This window comes from Desulfarculus baarsii DSM 2075 (assembly GCF_000143965.1).
Taxonomy (GTDB): domain Bacteria; phylum Desulfobacterota; class Desulfarculia; order Desulfarculales; family Desulfarculaceae; genus Desulfarculus; species Desulfarculus baarsii.
Genome location: NC_014365.1, coordinates 3,572,646 through 3,588,677 on the forward strand (window position 1 = coordinate 3,572,646; position 16,032 = coordinate 3,588,677).

Here is a 16,032-nt window from a genome sequence, read left to right on the forward strand (position 1 = left end):
TTACCCGCGACCTACGGAAGGCTGTCATGACCGAAGATAGAATGAAGCCCAACGGACCGGTGGACGTCCAGGTGGATTACGGCGACGACGAACGCCCCTCTGGCCGCGAAAGCCGCATGCATATACCCGATAGCTTGCCCATCCTGCCGGTCAAGGACATGTCCATGTTCCCGCGCATGGTCTTGCCCATGCTCGTCTCCGACCAAAAGCACGCCCGGCTCATCGACGACGTGCTGACAGCCCAGAAGATGGTGGGCCTGGTGGCCATCAAGGGCGAGACGCCCTCGGCCCAGGTCGAGAGCATGGACCAGATTCACCACGTGGGCGTGGTGGCCTTGATCCTGCGCATGAATAAGGAAGAAGACCAGAACGCCATGCGCCTGGTGGCCCAGGGCCTCAGCCGCTTCCGCGTGGTCGAGTTGACCCGCACCGAGCCCTATTTGGTGGGCACCATCGAGCCGGTGCAAGACCTGGTCACCAACGACATGGAGACCATGGCCCTGTTCAGCAACCTGCGCGGCCTGTTCAAGCGCATGCTCGATCTGGCCCCGCACATGCCCGAGGAGCTTTCGACCCTGGCGGTGGGCATCGACGACCCCGGCGCGCTGTGCGACCTGGCCGCCAGCACCATCAAGCTGGGGCCCGAGGACCGCCAGAGCGTGGTCGAGGCCATCGACGTGCGCGAGCGCCTGCGCCGGGTGACCACCCTGCTCAACCACGAGATCCAGGTGCTGGAGTTGGGCAGCAAGATCCAGAGTCAGGTCAAGGAAGGCCTGGACAAGACCCAGCGCGACTATTATCTGCGCCAGCAGCTCAAGGCCATCAAGCAGGAGCTGGGCGAGGCCGACGAAGGCGGTGAAAGCGAGGTCGAGGATCTGCGCGCCCGCCTGGCCGAGGCCCATCTGCCCGAGGAGGCCGACAAGGAGGCCCAGCGCGAACTCAAGCGCCTGGCCAAGATGCACTCCAGCTCCAGCGAGTACCACGTCATCAGCACCTATCTGGACTGGATGACCCATCTGCCCTGGAACCAGACCACCGCCGACCAGATCGACATCGACGCCGCCCACAAGATCCTCGAGGACGACCACTTCGGCCTGGACAAGGTCAAGCAGCGCATCCTGGAGTTTCTGGCCGTGCGCAAGCTCAACCCCGAGGTGCAGGGTTCGATCCTGTGCTTCGTGGGCCCGCCCGGCGTGGGCAAGACGTCACTGGGCCGCTCCATCGCCCGCTCCATGGGCCGCAAGTTCAGCCGCATCAGCCTGGGCGGCGTGCGCGACGAGGCCGAGATTCGCGGCCACCGCCGCACCTATGTGGGGGCCATGCCCGGCCGCATCATCCAGAGCATCCGCCGCGTGGGCTCCAAAAACCCCGTGCTCATGCTCGACGAGATCGACAAGCTGGGGGCTGATTTTCGCGGCGATCCCTCCAGCGCCCTGCTGGAGGTTCTCGACCCCGAGCAGAACCGCAGCTTCAGCGATCACTACCTGGACGTGGCCTTTGATCTTTCCAAGGTGATGTTCGTCACCACCGCCAACGTCCTCGACACCATCCCCGCGCCCCTGCGCGACCGCATGGAGATCATCGAGATCCCCGGCTACACCGCCGAGGAAAAGCTCAAGATCGCCAAGCGCTACCTTGTCCCGCGCCAGCGCAAGCTTCACGGCCTGGGCGCGGCCAACCTGGCCATCAACGACGGGGCCATCAACGCCCTGATCCAGGGCTACACCCGCGAGGCCGGCCTGCGCAACCTCGAGCGCGAGATCGGGGCCGTCTGCCGCTGGGCGGCGCGCAAAGTGGCCGAGGGCGAAACGGCCAAGATCGTCGTCGGCCGGGCCGACTTGCAGGAGATTCGCGGGCCGGCGCGCTTCAGCCCCGAGGCGGCCATGCGCACGGCCATGCCCGGCGTGGCCACCGGCATGGCCTGGACGCCAACCGGCGGCGACATCCTCTTTGTCGAGGCCACCGACATGCCCGGCCAGGGCCGCCTGACCCTCACCGGCCAACTGGGCGACGTAATGAAGGAATCGGCCCAGGCCGCCGTCAGCTACGTGCGGGCCAACGCCGAACGCCTGGGCGTCGACCCCGAGTTCCACAAGACACGCGACCTGCACATCCACGTGCCCGCCGGGGCCATCCCCAAGGACGGGCCCAGCGCCGGCGTGACCCTCTACACCGCCCTGCTGAGCCTGCTCACCGACCGCCAGGTGCGTCCCGACGTCTCCATGACCGGCGAGATCACCCTGCGCGGCATGGTCCTGCCGGTGGGCGGCATCAAGGAAAAAGTCCTGGCCGCCAAGCGCGCCGGCATCAAGGAGATCATCCTGCCGGCCCAGAACAAACGCGACCTGACCGACGTGCCCGAGGCGGCCCGCCAGGGGCTGGTCTTCCACTTTGCCGAGCGCATGGACCAGGTGCCCCGCTGGGCCCTGGCCACCAAGTCGTCGGCCAAGGCCAAGCACAAATGAGGCCGCTGCACGGTGAAACATAACAAATGTTGTAAAAACAGATGGTAACCTGTGAAACATGAATTTCACCGTGCGGCGGCCGAAGCGCGCCATGGACGGCGCGCCAAATCGCGAGCCTGATTAGGCTAGCGATTTGCGAGGCTTGGCAAAACCGCGCTTTTGCCAAGCCGATGCTGCACGGGGCAGGACGCCCCCGTGCGGCGCTCTCAAGTAGAGGCCGCAAGCCCCTCAAAAAAGATCGGCCGCCCTTTTCCGCGTGGGAAGAGGGCGGCCGCTTGACTTTGGGCGAGGCGCCCCGGCGGCTAGAGGTAGCCCAGGTCGGCCAGGCGACGCCGGATCAGGGCCTCCTGCTCGGGGGTGTAGGCCGCCTCTTGCCCGGCCGGCGCGGCCGTGGCCAACAAGCCGGCGCGCAGCAGATACTCCAGCACCTGGGCCAGGCTATCCTGGGGGCTCTGGCGGTCGGTGCGGCAGTGGACCTCCGGATCCAGGGGCGGCTCGTAGGGGTCGTCAACGCCGGTGACGCCCTTGAGCTGGCCGGCCAGGGCCTTGGCGTAGATGCCCTTGTAGTCGCGGTTGATCAGCTGCTCCAGGGGGCAGTCCATGAACACCTCGACGTAGTCGGCCAGGCGGCGGCGCACTTCCTGGCGATCGGCGGCGTAGGGGGCGATCTGGGCCACCAGGCAGCAGACGCCGTGATCGTTTAACAGCGAGGCCACGTAGGCCGTGCGCAGGTTGTTGGCCCGGCGGTCCTGGCGGCTGAAGCCCAGGTCGGCGCAGAGGACTTTGCGCACCTCGTCGCCGTCGAGCACCTGGACCTGACGGCCCAGTTCACGCAGGGCCTGGGCCAGCAGCCCGGCCAGAGTGGTCTTGCCCGAACGCGGCGGCCCGGTCAGCCAGACGGTGAAGCCTTTTTCGGTCATAGCAATACGCGCCCATCCATGCTCTGTGGCGCGGCGATGTTCATGATTTTGAGTATCGTCGGCGTCACGTCGATGATCGAGAAGGTGTTGTGGGCCGGCAGGGCGGCGGCGCTTTGGATGAACAAGAAGGCGTCGTCGTAGGTGTGCACGCCGCCCAGATCGGGCGGGCGCACCACGGCCGGGGCCGAAAGGTTGGCCTTGAGGTCGAAGCCGGCGGCCGGGGCGATGATCAGGTCGGCGGCGCGGCTGGTGTGCGGGCCGCTGTAGATCTCCTCGCGGCGCAGCACCGCCTCCACCACGGGTTGGCCGGTTTCGGGGTGGCAAAGGGCGGCCAGGCGGTGGATCAGTTCGTCGCGCAGGTCTTCGTAGGCCTTGCCGGCGTTGACGCGGCCCCGCTCCTCGCGGCCTTCGAGGTTGATGTAGATGCGCCCCGGCACCAGGCTGTAGGCCCGGCTGTCGGGGTGCATGTTTTTCAGCTCCTTGCGGCCGCGGCCAAAGAGCAGGTAGCCGTTTTCCTCCAGCCAGCGGTTGACGAAAACATTGCCCTTGGCCCTGGTGAAGCCGTGCTCGCTGAGGATCATCAGCCGGCAGCCCGGCGGCAGGTGCTCGGTCAACTCGCCGATGTAGGAGTCGAGCCGACGATAGAAGTTCTCGAAGCCGGCCGCGCCGGGCGCGTTGTCTTCCCAACTGCCCCAATGAAAGTGGTTGACCCGGTCGCTGCCCATGACGTGCAGGTGGAAAAAATCCCACGATTGCGAATGGATCAGTTGGAATGCCGCCTTGAAGCGACGGGCCATGGTGTCTTGCAGATCGGCCAGGTAGGCGTTCTGGTCGTGGCCGGCCAAGGCGCTCTCGGCCTCGATGCGATAATCCAGCTCCAGCAACTGGGGCGTCAACTCGGGCGGATAGGTGGCGCTGGCCAGATCGGGGCTGAGAAAGCAGGCCACCATGAAGCCGTTGACCTGGCGCGGCGGGTAGGTCAAGGGCACGTTGATCACGCCCACTTCCTTGCCCGTGCGGCCGATCAGCTCCCAAAGCGTTGGGGCCTTCAGGTCGCGGGCGGTGGGCACCCAGGTGGCGAAGGGGCTGGGCACGCGGTCGACAAAGCCGAAAATACCGTGCTTGCCAGGATTTACTCCGGTGGCGTAGGAGGCCCAAGCCACCGAACTGACCGTGGGCAATACGGAGTTCATCCGACCCATGGCCCCGCTGGCCGTCACCGCCGCCAGGTTGGGCATGAGCATGCGCCCGCTGGGTTCGGCCAGGAAAGAATGGGGCAGGCCGTCGATGCTCAGAACGAACAGCCGCTCGCGGATTTTTTCCCGCTTGAGGAATTTTTTGAATATGCCCACCTAACCCCCTTGATCCAATGACATTTCGTCTGCCAAAGACTAACCTTGACCCGTTGTCAAGTCAAGTGGCTTTGGCTGGCGGCGGTGCTTTGCCATCCTGCCCGCCCACCCTTTCACAAGGTATTTTTTTGGTTTTCTTGTCGCCACTAATATTGTAACATCGTTTAACATTCTGATTGACAAGGCAAATCCGGCCCGTCGCCGAGGGAAAACGCCGTGGATCAACGTTTCATCGAGGCATTCAAATCGTCGGCCGCCAGCGTCCTGGGCTCCATGGCCTTCACCCAGGCCACGGCCGGCGTCCACTACGTCAAACAGGACGAGCAATCCACCGGAGACGTTTCGGCCATCGTCGGCCTGACCGGCCAGTGGGAAGGCTCGCTGTCGGTCTCCTTCGCCGAGGCCTGCATCTGTGGCGTCGTCGGCAACATGTTCGGCGAGGAGATCCCGGCCATCAACGACGAGGTCGAGGACGCCGTGGGCGAGCTGACCAACATCATCAGCGGCGACGCCAGGCGGCGCATCGCCGAACTGGGCGTGATCATCGAGGGCGCGGTGCCCCTGGTCGTGGCCGGCAAGGGCCACCGCGTGCGCCACATGACCAGCGCGCCGATCTGGGCCATCCCCTTCGAAACGCCGGTGGGCGGTTTCGTTATCGAGCTGTGCCTGACGCCCGCCGCCCTCTAGGCCAGGCCTTTGCGCCCAAACAAAACCCCCGGAGGCCAGCGGCGCTCCGGGGGGTTGCTTTTCGGATCGTGGCCGGCGGCTAGAGCTCGGCGGCCAGCTTGTAGCCCTGGGCAATGGCGTCAAGGACGGTCAGGCCTCCGCCGGCGTCGCCAATGACGCTGACGTCAAGGCCCTTGGCCCGCAGCGGCTCCAGCAAATCGTTGACCGGCGCGGCCCCGGCGGCGACGATGACCGTGTCGGCCTTGATGGCGATCTGGCCGTCGCTGGAGTCGAAGGTGACCTTGCCCGGCTCCACCGAGAGCACCTTGACCCCGGTGATGGGCTTGATCCCGAAGCGCTTGATCAGCAAATAGACGATCCAGGCCGTGGAGCGGCCCACGCCCTTGCCGATCTTGGGCAGCATCTCCAAAACCGTCACGTTGTGGCTGCCCGTGGTCAGCAACCTGTCGATGGCCTCGGGGCTTTCGCCACGGAACAGCGTCAGGTAGTAGGCCTGCTCCGGGGTCAGCGCGCCGCGCTTGGCCACGTTGATCGCCGTCTCCAGGCCCACCGCGCCGCCGCCGATGACCACCACCTCGCGGCCGATCACCGGGGCCTTGCCCTTGAGCACGTCCCAGGCGTGGACCACGCCCGGCCCGCTCAAGCCGGGGATGGGCGGCATCACCGGCCGCGCGCCGCTGGCCAGCACCACGTGGTCGGGCCCCAGGGCGGCGATGGAGTCGGCCTCGGCCCTCTGGCCCAGGCGCACATCCACGCCAAGCTCCTTGAGATAAGCCCCCTGCCAAGCCGGAATCGCCGCGAAATCGGGCTTTTCGGTCGAGCGCCAATACCAGGCGATCTGGCCGCCCAACGTATCGGCCGCCTCGAAGAGCGTGACCTTGTGGCCGCGCTCGGCCGCGGTGATCGCCGCCTGGGCCCCGGCCGCGCCACCGCCGACCACCACCACTTTTTTGGCCGCCGCCGCCGGGCCGGGCTTGCCCAAGGCCTCGTGACTGGCCCGGGGATTGACCATGCAGCCGATGGGGCCAAGGGTCATGATGGCGTCGAAACAACCCTGGTTGCAGGCCACGCAGCGCTTGATCAGATCGACGCGGCCGGCCTTGGCCTTGTTGGGCAGTTCGGGGTCGGCGATCAGGGGCCGGCCCATGCAGATCAGATCGGCGTCGCCACGGGCCAAAATCTCCTCGGCCAGGCCGGGGCCGTGGATGCGGTTGCTGGAGGCCACCGGCACGCTCACCGCCCGCTTGACGCCACGGGCCAGATAGGCGAAACCAGCCGCCGGCAGCTCGTGGGTCAACTGGGGCACCTTGGTCTCGTGCCAGCCGCCGGTGACGTTGATCATGTCGGCCCCGGCGTCCTGACAGGCCTTGGCGAACAACGCCGCCTCCTCGTTGGTGTGGTTGCCGGGCACGAAGTCGTTGCCGGCCACGCGCACGCCCACGCAAAAATCAGGCCCCACGGCCGCGCGCGTCTTGCGCACCACCTCCAGGCCAAAACGCATGCGGTTTTCCAGCGAGCCGCCGTACTCATCGGTGCGTTTATTGATCGTCGGCGACAAAAATTGACAGATCAGATAGCCGGCCGAAGCCAGAATCTCGACCATGTCCATGCCCGCTTTTTGCGCCCGCAACGCCGCCTGGACAAAGTCGTCCTGCACCTGGGCAATCTCCTCCAAGCTCATCTCGCGGGCGTCCTGCTTGGTGAACTTGGAAAAATGCGGCGAGGAGCTGATGGACTGCTGGCCGATGGCGAAAGAATGGGCGTAAGCTCCGGCCATGTAAAGCTGCACGCCGGCCCTGGCCCCGCCATCCTGGATGGCCTTGGCCAGGCGGGTCAGGCCGGGGATGTCGTCGTCCTTGAGGATATTGACCATGAACGGGCCGCCCGAACGGTCGTTGATCACGCAGCCGCCGACGATGCACAGGCCCGCGCCGCCCTCGGCGCGCTCGCGGTAAAAGGCGACGAGTTGGTCGCTGACCGCGCCGTCGGGGGTGTAGTTCAGATGCATGGCCGGCATGACGATGCGGTTGGACATCTGCATTTTGTTGATCGTGATGGGCTCAAACAGCAATGGATAGTTGCTCATGGCAGACTCCGGCGCTGAATTTTCGATTCGTGGGGATAATCCTTGATACTTTATGCGCGGCCAGCCTTCAACCAAAAAGATTGCCCCTGCCATTTTCACGACGGGCCGAATCCGGGTCGGGCTGGAATATGGCCGGCCAAATCAGAGGGCTACGAAAAATCATCGCCATCAGCCCAGGCAAAAAATACTTTTCACACCCCGGCCGGCCGGTTCACAATGACCTCTATCGTCGCCCCCCCCCGACAAAAGGACAAACCGCCGTGCAAGACCATTTCGCCGAAAAATTGGCCCGCATCCAGGCCATCCTCGACGCCGGCCTGGACGCTCCGGCCGCCATAGCCATCTTCGAGCTGCTGGGCGGCCAAGGCGTCAGCGCCGCCGATCTGGAGCACGGCCGGCTCTACTCCGAGCTGCTGCCCAAGGGCCGCGAACCAGGCTTCACGCCAACCCAGCGGCATCTGCATTTCCTGTGGGACGCCCTTGATCGCCTGCCATCATGCCTGGTCGTCTCGCTGGCCTTTCCCCTGCGCCAGATGCTGGCCCGGCGCCTGTTCGCCGGCGTCGGCCGCGATTTCCTCTGCGAGGAGCACGTGCGCTTCAACTTCGGCCAGTTCATCAGCCTGGGCGACAACGTCTTTTTCAACCGAGGCGTGTTTCTCGACAGCAAGGGCGGGCTGAAAATCGGCCACTCGGTGGCCCTGGCCGAGGACGTGCGGGTGTTCACCCACGGCCATTCCGAATCCTCGCACAAGGAACGCTCCTACGCCGGCGTGGTCATCGAGGACTACGCCAAAATTTACAGCGGCGCGGTGATCTTGCCCGGCGCGCGGGTGGGCCGCGAAGCCATCGTCGCCGCCGGCGCGTTGGTCAGCGGCGACGTGCCCGCGGGCATGGTCGTGGCCGGCGCGCCGGCGAGGGTGATCAGGCCGCGGCGCGATGAGGGACGACATGGCGAGGAGTTGGATCATCTTTGGTTGTGAGGGGGGTCCGCTGAGGCGAAAGATTGGGGAGAAGAGAAGAGAAGAGAAGAGAAGAGAAGAAAAGAAAAGATTAAGAAGGGAAAAAGATGAAGAAGAAGCCATGCGGGGCGGGGAGGGGGCTCTTTACGCTAAACCGCCCCCTCGCCCGCCCCGCTCCCCACCCCACCCCCGCAAAGCAAGGTGGCCGACTTTTAGTTTCGTGTTTGTAGGGATAACGACCATAGGGACGGTCATGAGCATTGCCGCGCCGCGAAGATTGTTGCCGGTTGCCGGTGGCGTTACTGGAAGCTGACGCGCGGGGCGCGCGCCAGCTACGGCCAAGGTTGGTTGCCCCCGGAAAAAGAAAAGATTTAAGAAAGAAGAAAGAAGAACAATAAGCTTCGTCGTCTGCGGCTGCTTTGATAGCGGCCTATCACCGGGAGCTACGGACGGTAGGTGTTAGCCTGGCCTGGTCGACCCGCTCTGCCTGGCCGGGCGCCGGCCCACCCCACCCCCGCAAAGCAAGGTGGCCGACTTTTAGTTTCGTGGTTGTAGGGATGACGACCATAGGATCGGTCCTGAGCATTGCCGCGCCGCGAAGATTGTTGCCGGTTGCCGGTGGCGTTACTGGAAGCTGACGCGCGGGGCGCGCGCCAGCTACGGCCAAGGTTGGTTGCCCCCGGAAAAAGAAAAGATTTAAGAAAGAAGAAAGAAGAACAATAAGCTTCGTCGTCGCGGCTGCTTTGACAGCGGCCCCGCACCGGGAGCTACGGACGGTAGGTGTCATTGCGGCCTACTCGACCCGCCTTGCCTGGCCGGGCACCGGCCCACCGGGAGCTACGGACGGTAGGTGTTAAGCTGGCGTTCTCGACCCGCTCTGCCAGGCCAGGCACTGGCCCCGCTCTGCCAGGCCAGGCACTGGCCCCGCCTTGCCTGGCCGGGCGCCGGCCCAGGAAAACGATCAACAAGTCTCTTTGAGCGGACAACCCGGCCCATCGGCATGGTATATTGCAAGCCCCTGCCCGCGCGTCGTCGCCTCATGCTTAGGGTTTTGTCCATGCCGTTTCGCCAAATCGTTGTGTGGTTGTTGGGCCTGGCCGCCGTGGCTCTTTCGGGCAACGTCCTGTGGGTGCTGTGGAGCCAGGGCCTGGCTGACAGCGAAGACCTGGGCTTGGCTTTGTTTTACTGCGCCTTGGCAATGATGGCCTGGCTGTTTTGCCTGTTTGGCCCGCGCCTGGCCATCGGCGGCAGGGCCGTGCTGAAGGGGTTGTTGCTGATTGTTTCGTTGGGCCTTTCGCTGGTGTTGTTCGAGCTTCTGATGACGCCGTTTCATCTGGTGTTCAACTCGGCCCACCAGGCCACCCTGCATGCGCCCCAGTCCGCCAAGCGCCATGTCGGCGACAAGTATCGTTTCGACCTGGAAGTCGACCCGGAGTTGGGCTACGTCCCGCGCCGGGGCGGGCAATACGCCTACGACCGCCATGGCGCGCAGCGTAACGCCCACCAGGCTCAAAAGCCGCCCGGCGTCAGGCGCGTCGCGCTGGTGGGCGACTCCATCGCGGCCATCGGTTATCTGGGCGGCTGGCTGGAGCGGCTGGGTCCGCGGGGGGTGGAATATTGGAATCTGGGCGTGGACGGCTTCGGCGCGTGGCAGGAGCTGAAATATTTCGAGCGCCACGGCCGCGCCTTGCGGCCCGATCTGGTGTTGATCGAGTTTTGCCTCAACGACTTCGACGGCACGCCGATGATCCTCAAGGACCAGGACGGCCAGGCCGTGGTGGCCAACCTCTACCTGGGCAGCGAGCAGTTCAATCCCTGGCTTTATCGACGCTCGACGATCTACCGAGCCTATCTGTCGCTCAAGGCCTCGCTGACCGACCGCGACGGCCTACGCGCCGACGTCAAAAACGCCTTGGCCGCCTTTCAGCGTCACGCAGCCAACGATCATTTCACGCTGAAGGTGGTGGTTTATCCGCTGATGAGCCCCTACGAGCAGTGGCCGGAATCATATAAAAAACAGCGTCAGGATATTCTGGTGATTTTGCGCGAGCTGGGCGTGGAGCACTTCGACGCCACGGGCCTGTTGGCCCAGGCCCTGCAAGGCCGGCCCCTGGCCTGGGCGCGCATGGCCGAGGGCGACTATTTTCATCCATCGGAGGCCTTTGCCGAGCTGCTGGCCCGGCGTTTGCTGGCCGATGGTTTCCTGGCGGCGGCCAACTGAGCCTCGCCGGGCCTAGAAAAGCCGCTCCGACCGACGCGTGAAACCAAAAAGCTCCAGGGCCCGGCCCGTGGCCACGCGGCCGGCCTTGGTGCGTTTGAGCAGACCCTGCTGGATCAGATAGGGCTCGTAGACCTCCTCGATGGTCTGGGCCTCCTCGCCCACGGCGGCGGCCAGGTTGGAAAGGCCCACCGGCCCGCCGTCGAATTTTTGCACGATGGCCGAGAGCAGATCGCGGTCCAGGCGGTCCAGGCCGTTCTGGTCCACGCCCAGACGGCCCAGGGCATAGTCGCACAGGGCCAGATCGGCGTGGCCGGCGGCCTCGACCTGGGCGAAATCGCGCACGCGTTTGAGCAGGCGGTTGGCCACGCGGGGGGTGGCCCGCGAGCGTCGGGCGATTTCTGCGGCGCCCTCGGGCGAAATATCCAGGCCCAGCAGGCGCGCCGAGCGGCCGACGATGCTGGCCAGCTCCTCGGGCGTGTACATGTCCACGCGCACCTGCACGCCAAAGCGATCGCGCAGGGGCGGGGTCAGCAGGCCGGCCCTGGTGGTGGCCCCCACCAGGGTGAAGGGTTCGAGGTTGAGCTTGACCGTGCGGGCGCTGGGCCCCTGGCCCACGACTATGTCCAGGTGGAAATCCTCCATGGCCGGATAAAGCACTTCCTCGACGACGTGGTTGAGGCGGTGGATTTCATCGACGAACAAGACATCGCGGGGGCCCAGATTGGTGAGGATGGCCGCCAGGTCGCCGGCGCGCTCCAGCACGGGGCCGCTGGTGGCGGTGACTTCCACGCCCAGTTCGCGGGCGATGATGTGGGCCAGGGTGGTCTTGCCCAGGCCGGGGTGGCCGTGCAGCAGCACGTGATCCAGGGCCTCGCCGCGCTGGCGGGCGGCGGCGATGAACACGCGGAGGTTGGCCTTGGCTTCTTCCTGGCCGACAAACTCGGCCAGGGAGGTGGGCCGCAGCGAATCCAGGGCGCGGTCTTCCTCGGCGGCCGCGCCGCAAACCAACCTGGGGCCAAAGGGATCGTCGGACATGGGCGTCTCCGCTGGCGCGTCAAGGGGCCGTGGCCTGGCGTCGATAAGGCCCAGCGCCGGCCGGCTTGACGGCTGTTTGGGCTAGGCCAGTTCCTTGAGGGCCAGGCGCAGCAGATCTTCCAGGGCCGCGCCGTCGCCGGCGACGGCCAGGGCCTTGTCCACGGCTTTTTTGGCCTTGGCCTCGGGGTAGCCCAGGTTGCACAGGGCGCTTTGGGCGTCGTCGGCGGCCGTGCCGGGGGCCACGGCGGCGGCCGGTTGCTCGCCCACGGGCAGGCGGCCGGCCAGATCGACCACCAGGCGGCCGGCGGTTTTTTTGCCCACGCCTGGCGTCTTGGCCAGGCGCGCGGCGTCGCCGGCGCGGATGGCCGCCCACAGCTCGCCGACCTCCAGGCCGCTGAGGATGGCCAGGGCCAGCTTGGGCCCCACGCCGGCCACGCTCACCAGCAGGCGAAAGGCCTCCCACTCCTGTTCGTTGATGAAGCCGTAGAGGTGGATGGCGTCGTCGCGCACGATGGTGTGGGTCAACAGGCTGATCTCGCCCGATTGCGGCAGGCGGCAGAACGCGCCCAGCGAGACGAAGACGCGGTAGCCCACGCCGCCCACGTCGACGACCACGTGATCGGGCCGGCGCGCCGCCAGTTGGCCCCTGAGGCGGGCGATCATCGCATGCCCTCCCGCCGCAGGGCCCGGCCCTGCAGGTGGCAAATGGCGATGGCCAAGGCGTCGGAGGCGTCCAGGCCCAGGGGCTCCTCGACGCCCAGCACCACGCGGACCATGCGCTGGACCTGCTCTTTGTCGGCGCGGCCCACGCCGGTGAGGGCCTTTTTGACCGCCGCCGGCGAGTACTCGAAGACTTCCAGGCCGGCCTGGGCCGCCGCCAGCAGGGCCACGCCCCGGGCCTGGCCCAGCATGATCGCCGTGCGGGCGTTTTGCGCGGCGAAGACGCCCTCCACGGCCATCTCCAGGGGCTGTCGCCGCTCGATGACCTGGCAAAGCTCCTGGTGAATCTTGCGCAGCCGCCAAGGCGGGGCCAGGCTGGCCGGGGCGCTGATCACCCCCGCGGCCACGAAAACGGCCCGCCCGCGCGGCCCGGCCTGCACCAAGCCGTAACCGGTGCGCTGGGAGCCGGGGTCGAGCCCCAGCACGCGGACCGGCGCGGTCTCCAAGCTACTGCTCCAACTGGGCCATCACGTCGTCGTCGATGTCGAAGTTGGAGTAGACGTTCTGCACGTCGTCGGCGTCGTCGAGGGCTTCGAAAAGCTTGAGCACCTTGCCGGCCTCGACCGGATCCTTGATGTCGACGGTGGTGGTGGCGATCTTGGTGAACTCGGCGCTCTGGGGCTGCAAGCCGGCGGCCTCGAAGGCGGCGGCCACCGCGCTGAAGGCCCCGGGCGCGCAGGTGACCTGCCAGGCGTCGTCCTCGTCGCTGACGTCGTCGGCCCCGGCCTCCAGGGCCACCTCCATGAGTTGGTCCTCGCCCACGGCCGCCTTGTCGAAGCTGAAGACACCCTTGGCCTCGAACATGAACGACACCGCGCCGTTTTTGCCCAACGAGCCGCCGCGCTTGTTGAGGATATGGCGAACCTCGGCGGCGGCGCGGTTTTTGTTGTCGGTCAGACACTCGATGATGAAGGCCACGCCGCCGGGACCGTAACCTTCGTAGACGATCTCCTCGTAGGAGACGCCGTCGAGTTCACCGGTGCCTTTTTTGATAGCCCGTTCGATGTTGTCCTTGGGCATGTTCTGGGCCTTGGCCGCGGCCACGGCCGAACGCAGGCGCGAGTTGCCCTCGATGTCGCCGCCGCCCATGCGCGCGGCCACGGTGATCTCTTTCATCAGCCGGGTGAAGATCTGGCCACGCTTGGCGTCGGCCGCGCCCTTCTTGCGCTTGATGGTGCTCCACTTGGAGTGACCGCTCATGCTACCCCTCCGTTTGGGTATCGACCTGGGGCAGCGCGTTTTTCAGTTCGCGGCCCAGGATATATATTTCCTTGCTGGCCGCCTTGGAGGCGGCCGGCTTGTGCCCCTTGCCCAACTTGAAACGGCCCTTGACCTGGTGGATGAGCTGATCCACGCCCGGGCCGAAATAGACCTTGGCCAGAAACGAGCCGCCCGGACGCAACACCGCCAGGGCCAAATCGAAAACGGCCTCCAGCATGGCCAGGCTGGCCGCCTCGTCGGCGTGGCGCACGCCGGTGGTGCGCGGAGCCACGTCGCTGAGCACCACGTCGAAGGCCGGGGCCACGGCCAGCACCTCGGCCGGCGTGAGCTTGAGCACATCGGCCTGGATAAAGCGCCCCCACCTGGGCAGATCCACGGCCAGCTCCTGGATGTCCACCCCCAGCACCAGCCCGCCAGGGCCCACCCGGCCGGCGGCGTATTGCAGCCACGAACCAGGGTGACAGCCGATGTCCAGCACGCGCATGCCCTGTCGCAACAGGCCGTAGCGTTGGTCCATCTCCTGGAGTTTATAGACGCTTCTGGCGGCGAAGCCCTCTTGCTTGGCCCGGCGATAATATGAATCTTGGTCTTTGCGGCTGCCCATAGCTGGCAAAATCTAGCATAGCCGCGCCAACGGGGCAAGCGCCCTCGAAAAGGCGGCCCACGCTATTGGGCCGGCGGGCCGGGCCCCAGCAGGCCGAAAACGCCGCTGACCCTGGCCAGGCGCTTGGGCCCCACGCAGATGAAGGCGTTGGCGAAGGCCGTGTCGCCATCGGCCCGGATGATGTCGACCTTGACCTCCAGCCAGTCGCCCAGGCGGGCGGCGCTGGCGAAATCGGCGGTGAGGTTGGCGGTGATCAAGGGGATCGGCGGATCGTGGGTGATGGCCGTGGCGTAGCCCAGGGCGATGTCGGCCAGGGTCATCAACAGGCCGCCGTGGGCCGTGCCCCGGGCGTTGGCGTGGCGCGGCTCCACCCGCAGGCCAAAGCGCGGACCGTCGGGCTCCTGGCGCACGTAGACCGGCCCGATGAATTGCAAAAACGGGCTGGGAAAATCCAGGGGCTGGTAGCCCTCGGGCGGGCCGTCGTTCATGACCGCCTCTTTTTTCGGCCGGCCTTGACGTGCTCGGCAAAGGCCGCGAAGGCCTGGCGGGTGTCGTGGGCGTAGGCAAAGCCCAGCTCGCGCTCCAGCTTGCCGCTATCGACCACCCACGGATGCTGCATGAGCTTGAGCGCCGGGCTGGGAAACTCGGTGATGAAACCCAGCCGCAAGGCCCAGGCCAGGGCGTTGAGCGGGCGCAACAGGCCCACCGGCACGGGCAGCGGCCGCCCGCCCAGGGCGCGCACCATCTCGCTGGTGGTCATCACGCCGCTGGCCCCCACGTTGTAGGGCCCCCGCGCGCCGGCCCGCAGCAGCTCCACGATGGCCCGCGTCAGGTCGTCCTCGTGCACGAACTGCATGGCCGCGCTGGGCCGGGGCAGCACGGCCAGGCGCTTTTGCAGGTGCCGGGCCAGGGGGTTGTTGAAACCGGGGCCGACAACAAAGCACGGTCGCGCCCAGCAGACGGCCATCGCCGGGTTTCGCGCGGCGAACTCGGCGATCAGGCCCTCGACGATGCGCTTGGTCTTGCTGTAGGTGAAGTCGTCGTTGCCACGCAGGGGGCTGTCCTCGGTCAGGGGGCATTGGTTGTCGGCGTGAAAGCCATAGGCCGTGGCGCTGCTGGTGTAGAAAAAGCGCCGCGCGCCGGCCCGGCGGCTGGCCTCCAGGACGTTGGTCGTGCCGCCGAGGTTGATGTCTTCCATCAGGCCCTTGTCGTGGATCGGCGGCAAGACCCAGGCCGCGTGCACGACGGTGTCGATGCCGTTTTCGGCAAAGATGTCATCCAGGGGCTGGCGCGCGTCGGCGCGGACGAAAAGCAGCTTTTCGGGCGTGGCGGCCGGGGCCTTGATGTCCAGGGACACCACTCGCTCGACGCCTTCCATGGCGCAGAAGCGCTGGGCCAGCTTGGAGCCGAAATAGCCGGAACCGCCCGTGATCAAAATGTTTTTCATGGCCTCACCCCCAAAAGACGGCCCGCCTGGCGGGCGCTGGCGGCCCAAACGTCAAGCCGCAATGTAGCATGGCGACCGTTGCCGACGCCAGCCGCTTGCCGCCGCGCCAAAAAAGAGGCCGCTGCACGGTGAAACATAACAAATGTTGTAAAAACAGATAATAACCTGTGAAACATGAAATCTACCGTGCAGCAGCCGAAGCGCGCCATGGACGGCGCGCCAAATCGCGAGCCTGATTAGGCGAGCGATTTGTGAGGGTTGGCAAAACCGCGCTTTTGCCAAGCCGAAGCGGCACGGGGCAGGACGCCCCCGTGA

The 16,032-nt window shown here is 66.2% G+C and carries 14 protein-coding genes; 4 read left to right on the plus strand and 10 right to left on the minus strand.

Features of this window, described 5'->3' with window-relative positions; all coding sequences use genetic code 11:
- Positions 1–26: 26 nt before the first annotated feature.
- Complete coding sequence (gene lon, locus DEBA_RS16135; RefSeq protein ID WP_013260018.1) at positions 27–2,465, plus strand: endopeptidase La; 2,439 nt, start codon at positions 27–29, stop codon at positions 2,463–2,465.
- A 302-nt stretch (positions 2,466–2,767) separates the two neighbouring features.
- On the opposite strand, the gene cysC is transcribed toward lon, so the two are convergent.
- Positions 2,768–3,385 (minus strand): adenylyl-sulfate kinase, encoded by a 618-nt coding sequence (cysC, locus tag DEBA_RS16140; protein ID WP_013260019.1) that lies wholly within the window; start codon positions 3,383–3,385, stop codon positions 2,768–2,770.
- Positions 3,382–4,737 carry an alkaline phosphatase family protein gene (locus tag DEBA_RS16145; protein WP_013260020.1) on the minus strand — a complete coding sequence of 452 codons (1,356 nt, stop codon included), beginning with the start codon at positions 4,735–4,737 and terminating at the stop codon, positions 3,382–3,384. Before DEBA_RS16145 ends, cysC begins: the two co-directional genes overlap by 4 nt.
- A 216-nt stretch (positions 4,738–4,953) precedes the next feature.
- Here DEBA_RS16145 and DEBA_RS16150 point away from each other — a divergent pair, with 216 nt between their 5' ends.
- A complete protein-coding gene (locus DEBA_RS16150) occupies positions 4,954–5,424 on the plus strand; it encodes a chemotaxis protein CheX (RefSeq protein ID WP_013260021.1) in 471 nt (156 codons plus the stop codon).
- Between the two features lie 79 nt (positions 5,425–5,503).
- Here DEBA_RS16150 and DEBA_RS16155 read toward each other — a convergent pair whose 3' ends face one another.
- Positions 5,504–7,510, minus strand: coding sequence for an oxidoreductase (locus DEBA_RS16155; RefSeq protein WP_013260022.1), 2,007 nt, complete (start codon positions 7,508–7,510; stop codon positions 5,504–5,506).
- A 260-nt stretch (positions 7,511–7,770) separates the two neighbouring features.
- Between DEBA_RS16155 and DEBA_RS16160 the strand changes: the two genes are divergently transcribed.
- Together DEBA_RS16160 and DEBA_RS16165 are read left to right on the plus strand one after the other, a co-directional pair.
- Complete coding sequence (locus DEBA_RS16160) at positions 7,771–8,490, plus strand: acyltransferase (RefSeq protein WP_013260023.1); 720 nt, start codon at positions 7,771–7,773, stop codon at positions 8,488–8,490.
- Positions 8,491–9,526: 1,036 nt separating this feature from the next.
- Positions 9,527–10,690 carry an SGNH/GDSL hydrolase family protein gene (locus DEBA_RS16165; protein ID WP_013260024.1) on the plus strand — a complete coding sequence of 388 codons (1,164 nt, stop codon included), beginning with the start codon at positions 9,527–9,529 and terminating at the stop codon, positions 10,688–10,690.
- Positions 10,691–10,702: 12 nt separating this feature from the next.
- Here DEBA_RS16165 and ruvB read toward each other — a convergent pair whose 3' ends face one another.
- The 7 genes from ruvB to DEBA_RS17500 form a co-directional block, all read right to left on the minus strand.
- Positions 10,703–11,725, minus strand: coding sequence for a Holliday junction branch migration DNA helicase RuvB (gene ruvB, locus DEBA_RS16170; RefSeq protein WP_013260025.1), 1,023 nt, complete (start codon positions 11,723–11,725; stop codon positions 10,703–10,705).
- An 81-nt stretch (positions 11,726–11,806) separates the two neighbouring features.
- Positions 11,807–12,388: a Holliday junction branch migration protein RuvA gene (gene ruvA, locus DEBA_RS16175; RefSeq protein ID WP_013260026.1), complete on the minus strand. Its 582-nt coding sequence runs from the start codon at positions 12,386–12,388 to the stop codon at positions 11,807–11,809.
- Positions 12,385–12,891, minus strand: coding sequence for a crossover junction endodeoxyribonuclease RuvC (gene ruvC, locus DEBA_RS16180; protein WP_013260027.1), 507 nt, complete (start codon positions 12,889–12,891; stop codon positions 12,385–12,387). Before ruvC ends, ruvA begins: the two co-directional genes overlap by 4 nt.
- A gap of 1 nt (position 12,892) precedes the next feature.
- On the minus strand, positions 12,893–13,645 hold the full coding sequence (locus tag DEBA_RS16185; protein WP_013260028.1) for a YebC/PmpR family DNA-binding transcriptional regulator: 753 nt from the start codon (positions 13,643–13,645) through the stop codon (positions 12,893–12,895).
- Between the two features lies 1 nt (position 13,646).
- Entirely contained in the window at positions 13,647–14,270 is a 624-nt protein-coding gene (locus tag DEBA_RS16190) for an SAM-dependent methyltransferase (protein WP_013260029.1), read from the minus strand.
- A 62-nt stretch (positions 14,271–14,332) separates the two neighbouring features.
- Positions 14,333–14,758, minus strand: coding sequence for a PaaI family thioesterase (locus DEBA_RS16195; RefSeq protein WP_013260030.1), 426 nt, complete (start codon positions 14,756–14,758; stop codon positions 14,333–14,335).
- Positions 14,755–15,717 (minus strand): SDR family oxidoreductase, encoded by a 963-nt coding sequence (locus DEBA_RS17500; RefSeq protein WP_013260031.1) that lies wholly within the window; start codon positions 15,715–15,717, stop codon positions 14,755–14,757. Before DEBA_RS17500 ends, DEBA_RS16195 begins: the two co-directional genes overlap by 4 nt.
- Positions 15,718–16,032 lie beyond the last annotated feature (315 nt).

Coding starts and splice junctions, on each gene's coding strand:
- lon (WP_013260018.1), top strand. CDS start 27: ATGACCGAAGATAGAATGAAGCCCAACGGACCGGTGGACGTCCAGGTG.
- cysC (WP_013260019.1), bottom strand. CDS start 3,385: ATGACCGAAAAAGGCTTCACCGTCTGGCTGACCGGGCCGCCGCGTTCG.
- DEBA_RS16155 (WP_013260022.1), bottom strand. CDS start 7,510: ATGAGCAACTATCCATTGCTGTTTGAGCCCATCACGATCAACAAAATG.
- DEBA_RS16165 (WP_013260024.1), top strand. CDS start 9,527: ATGCCGTTTCGCCAAATCGTTGTGTGGTTGTTGGGCCTGGCCGCCGTG.
- ruvB (WP_013260025.1), bottom strand. CDS start 11,725: ATGTCCGACGATCCCTTTGGCCCCAGGTTGGTTTGCGGCGCGGCCGCC.
- ruvA (WP_013260026.1), bottom strand. CDS start 12,388: ATGATCGCCCGCCTCAGGGGCCAACTGGCGGCGCGCCGGCCCGATCAC.
- DEBA_RS16185 (WP_013260028.1), bottom strand. CDS start 13,645: ATGAGCGGTCACTCCAAGTGGAGCACCATCAAGCGCAAGAAGGGCGCG.
- DEBA_RS16190 (WP_013260029.1), bottom strand. CDS start 14,270: ATGGGCAGCCGCAAAGACCAAGATTCATATTATCGCCGGGCCAAGCAA.
- DEBA_RS16195 (WP_013260030.1), bottom strand. CDS start 14,758: ATGAACGACGGCCCGCCCGAGGGCTACCAGCCCCTGGATTTTCCCAGC.
- DEBA_RS17500 (WP_013260031.1), bottom strand. CDS start 15,717: ATGAAAAACATTTTGATCACGGGCGGTTCCGGCTATTTCGGCTCCAAG.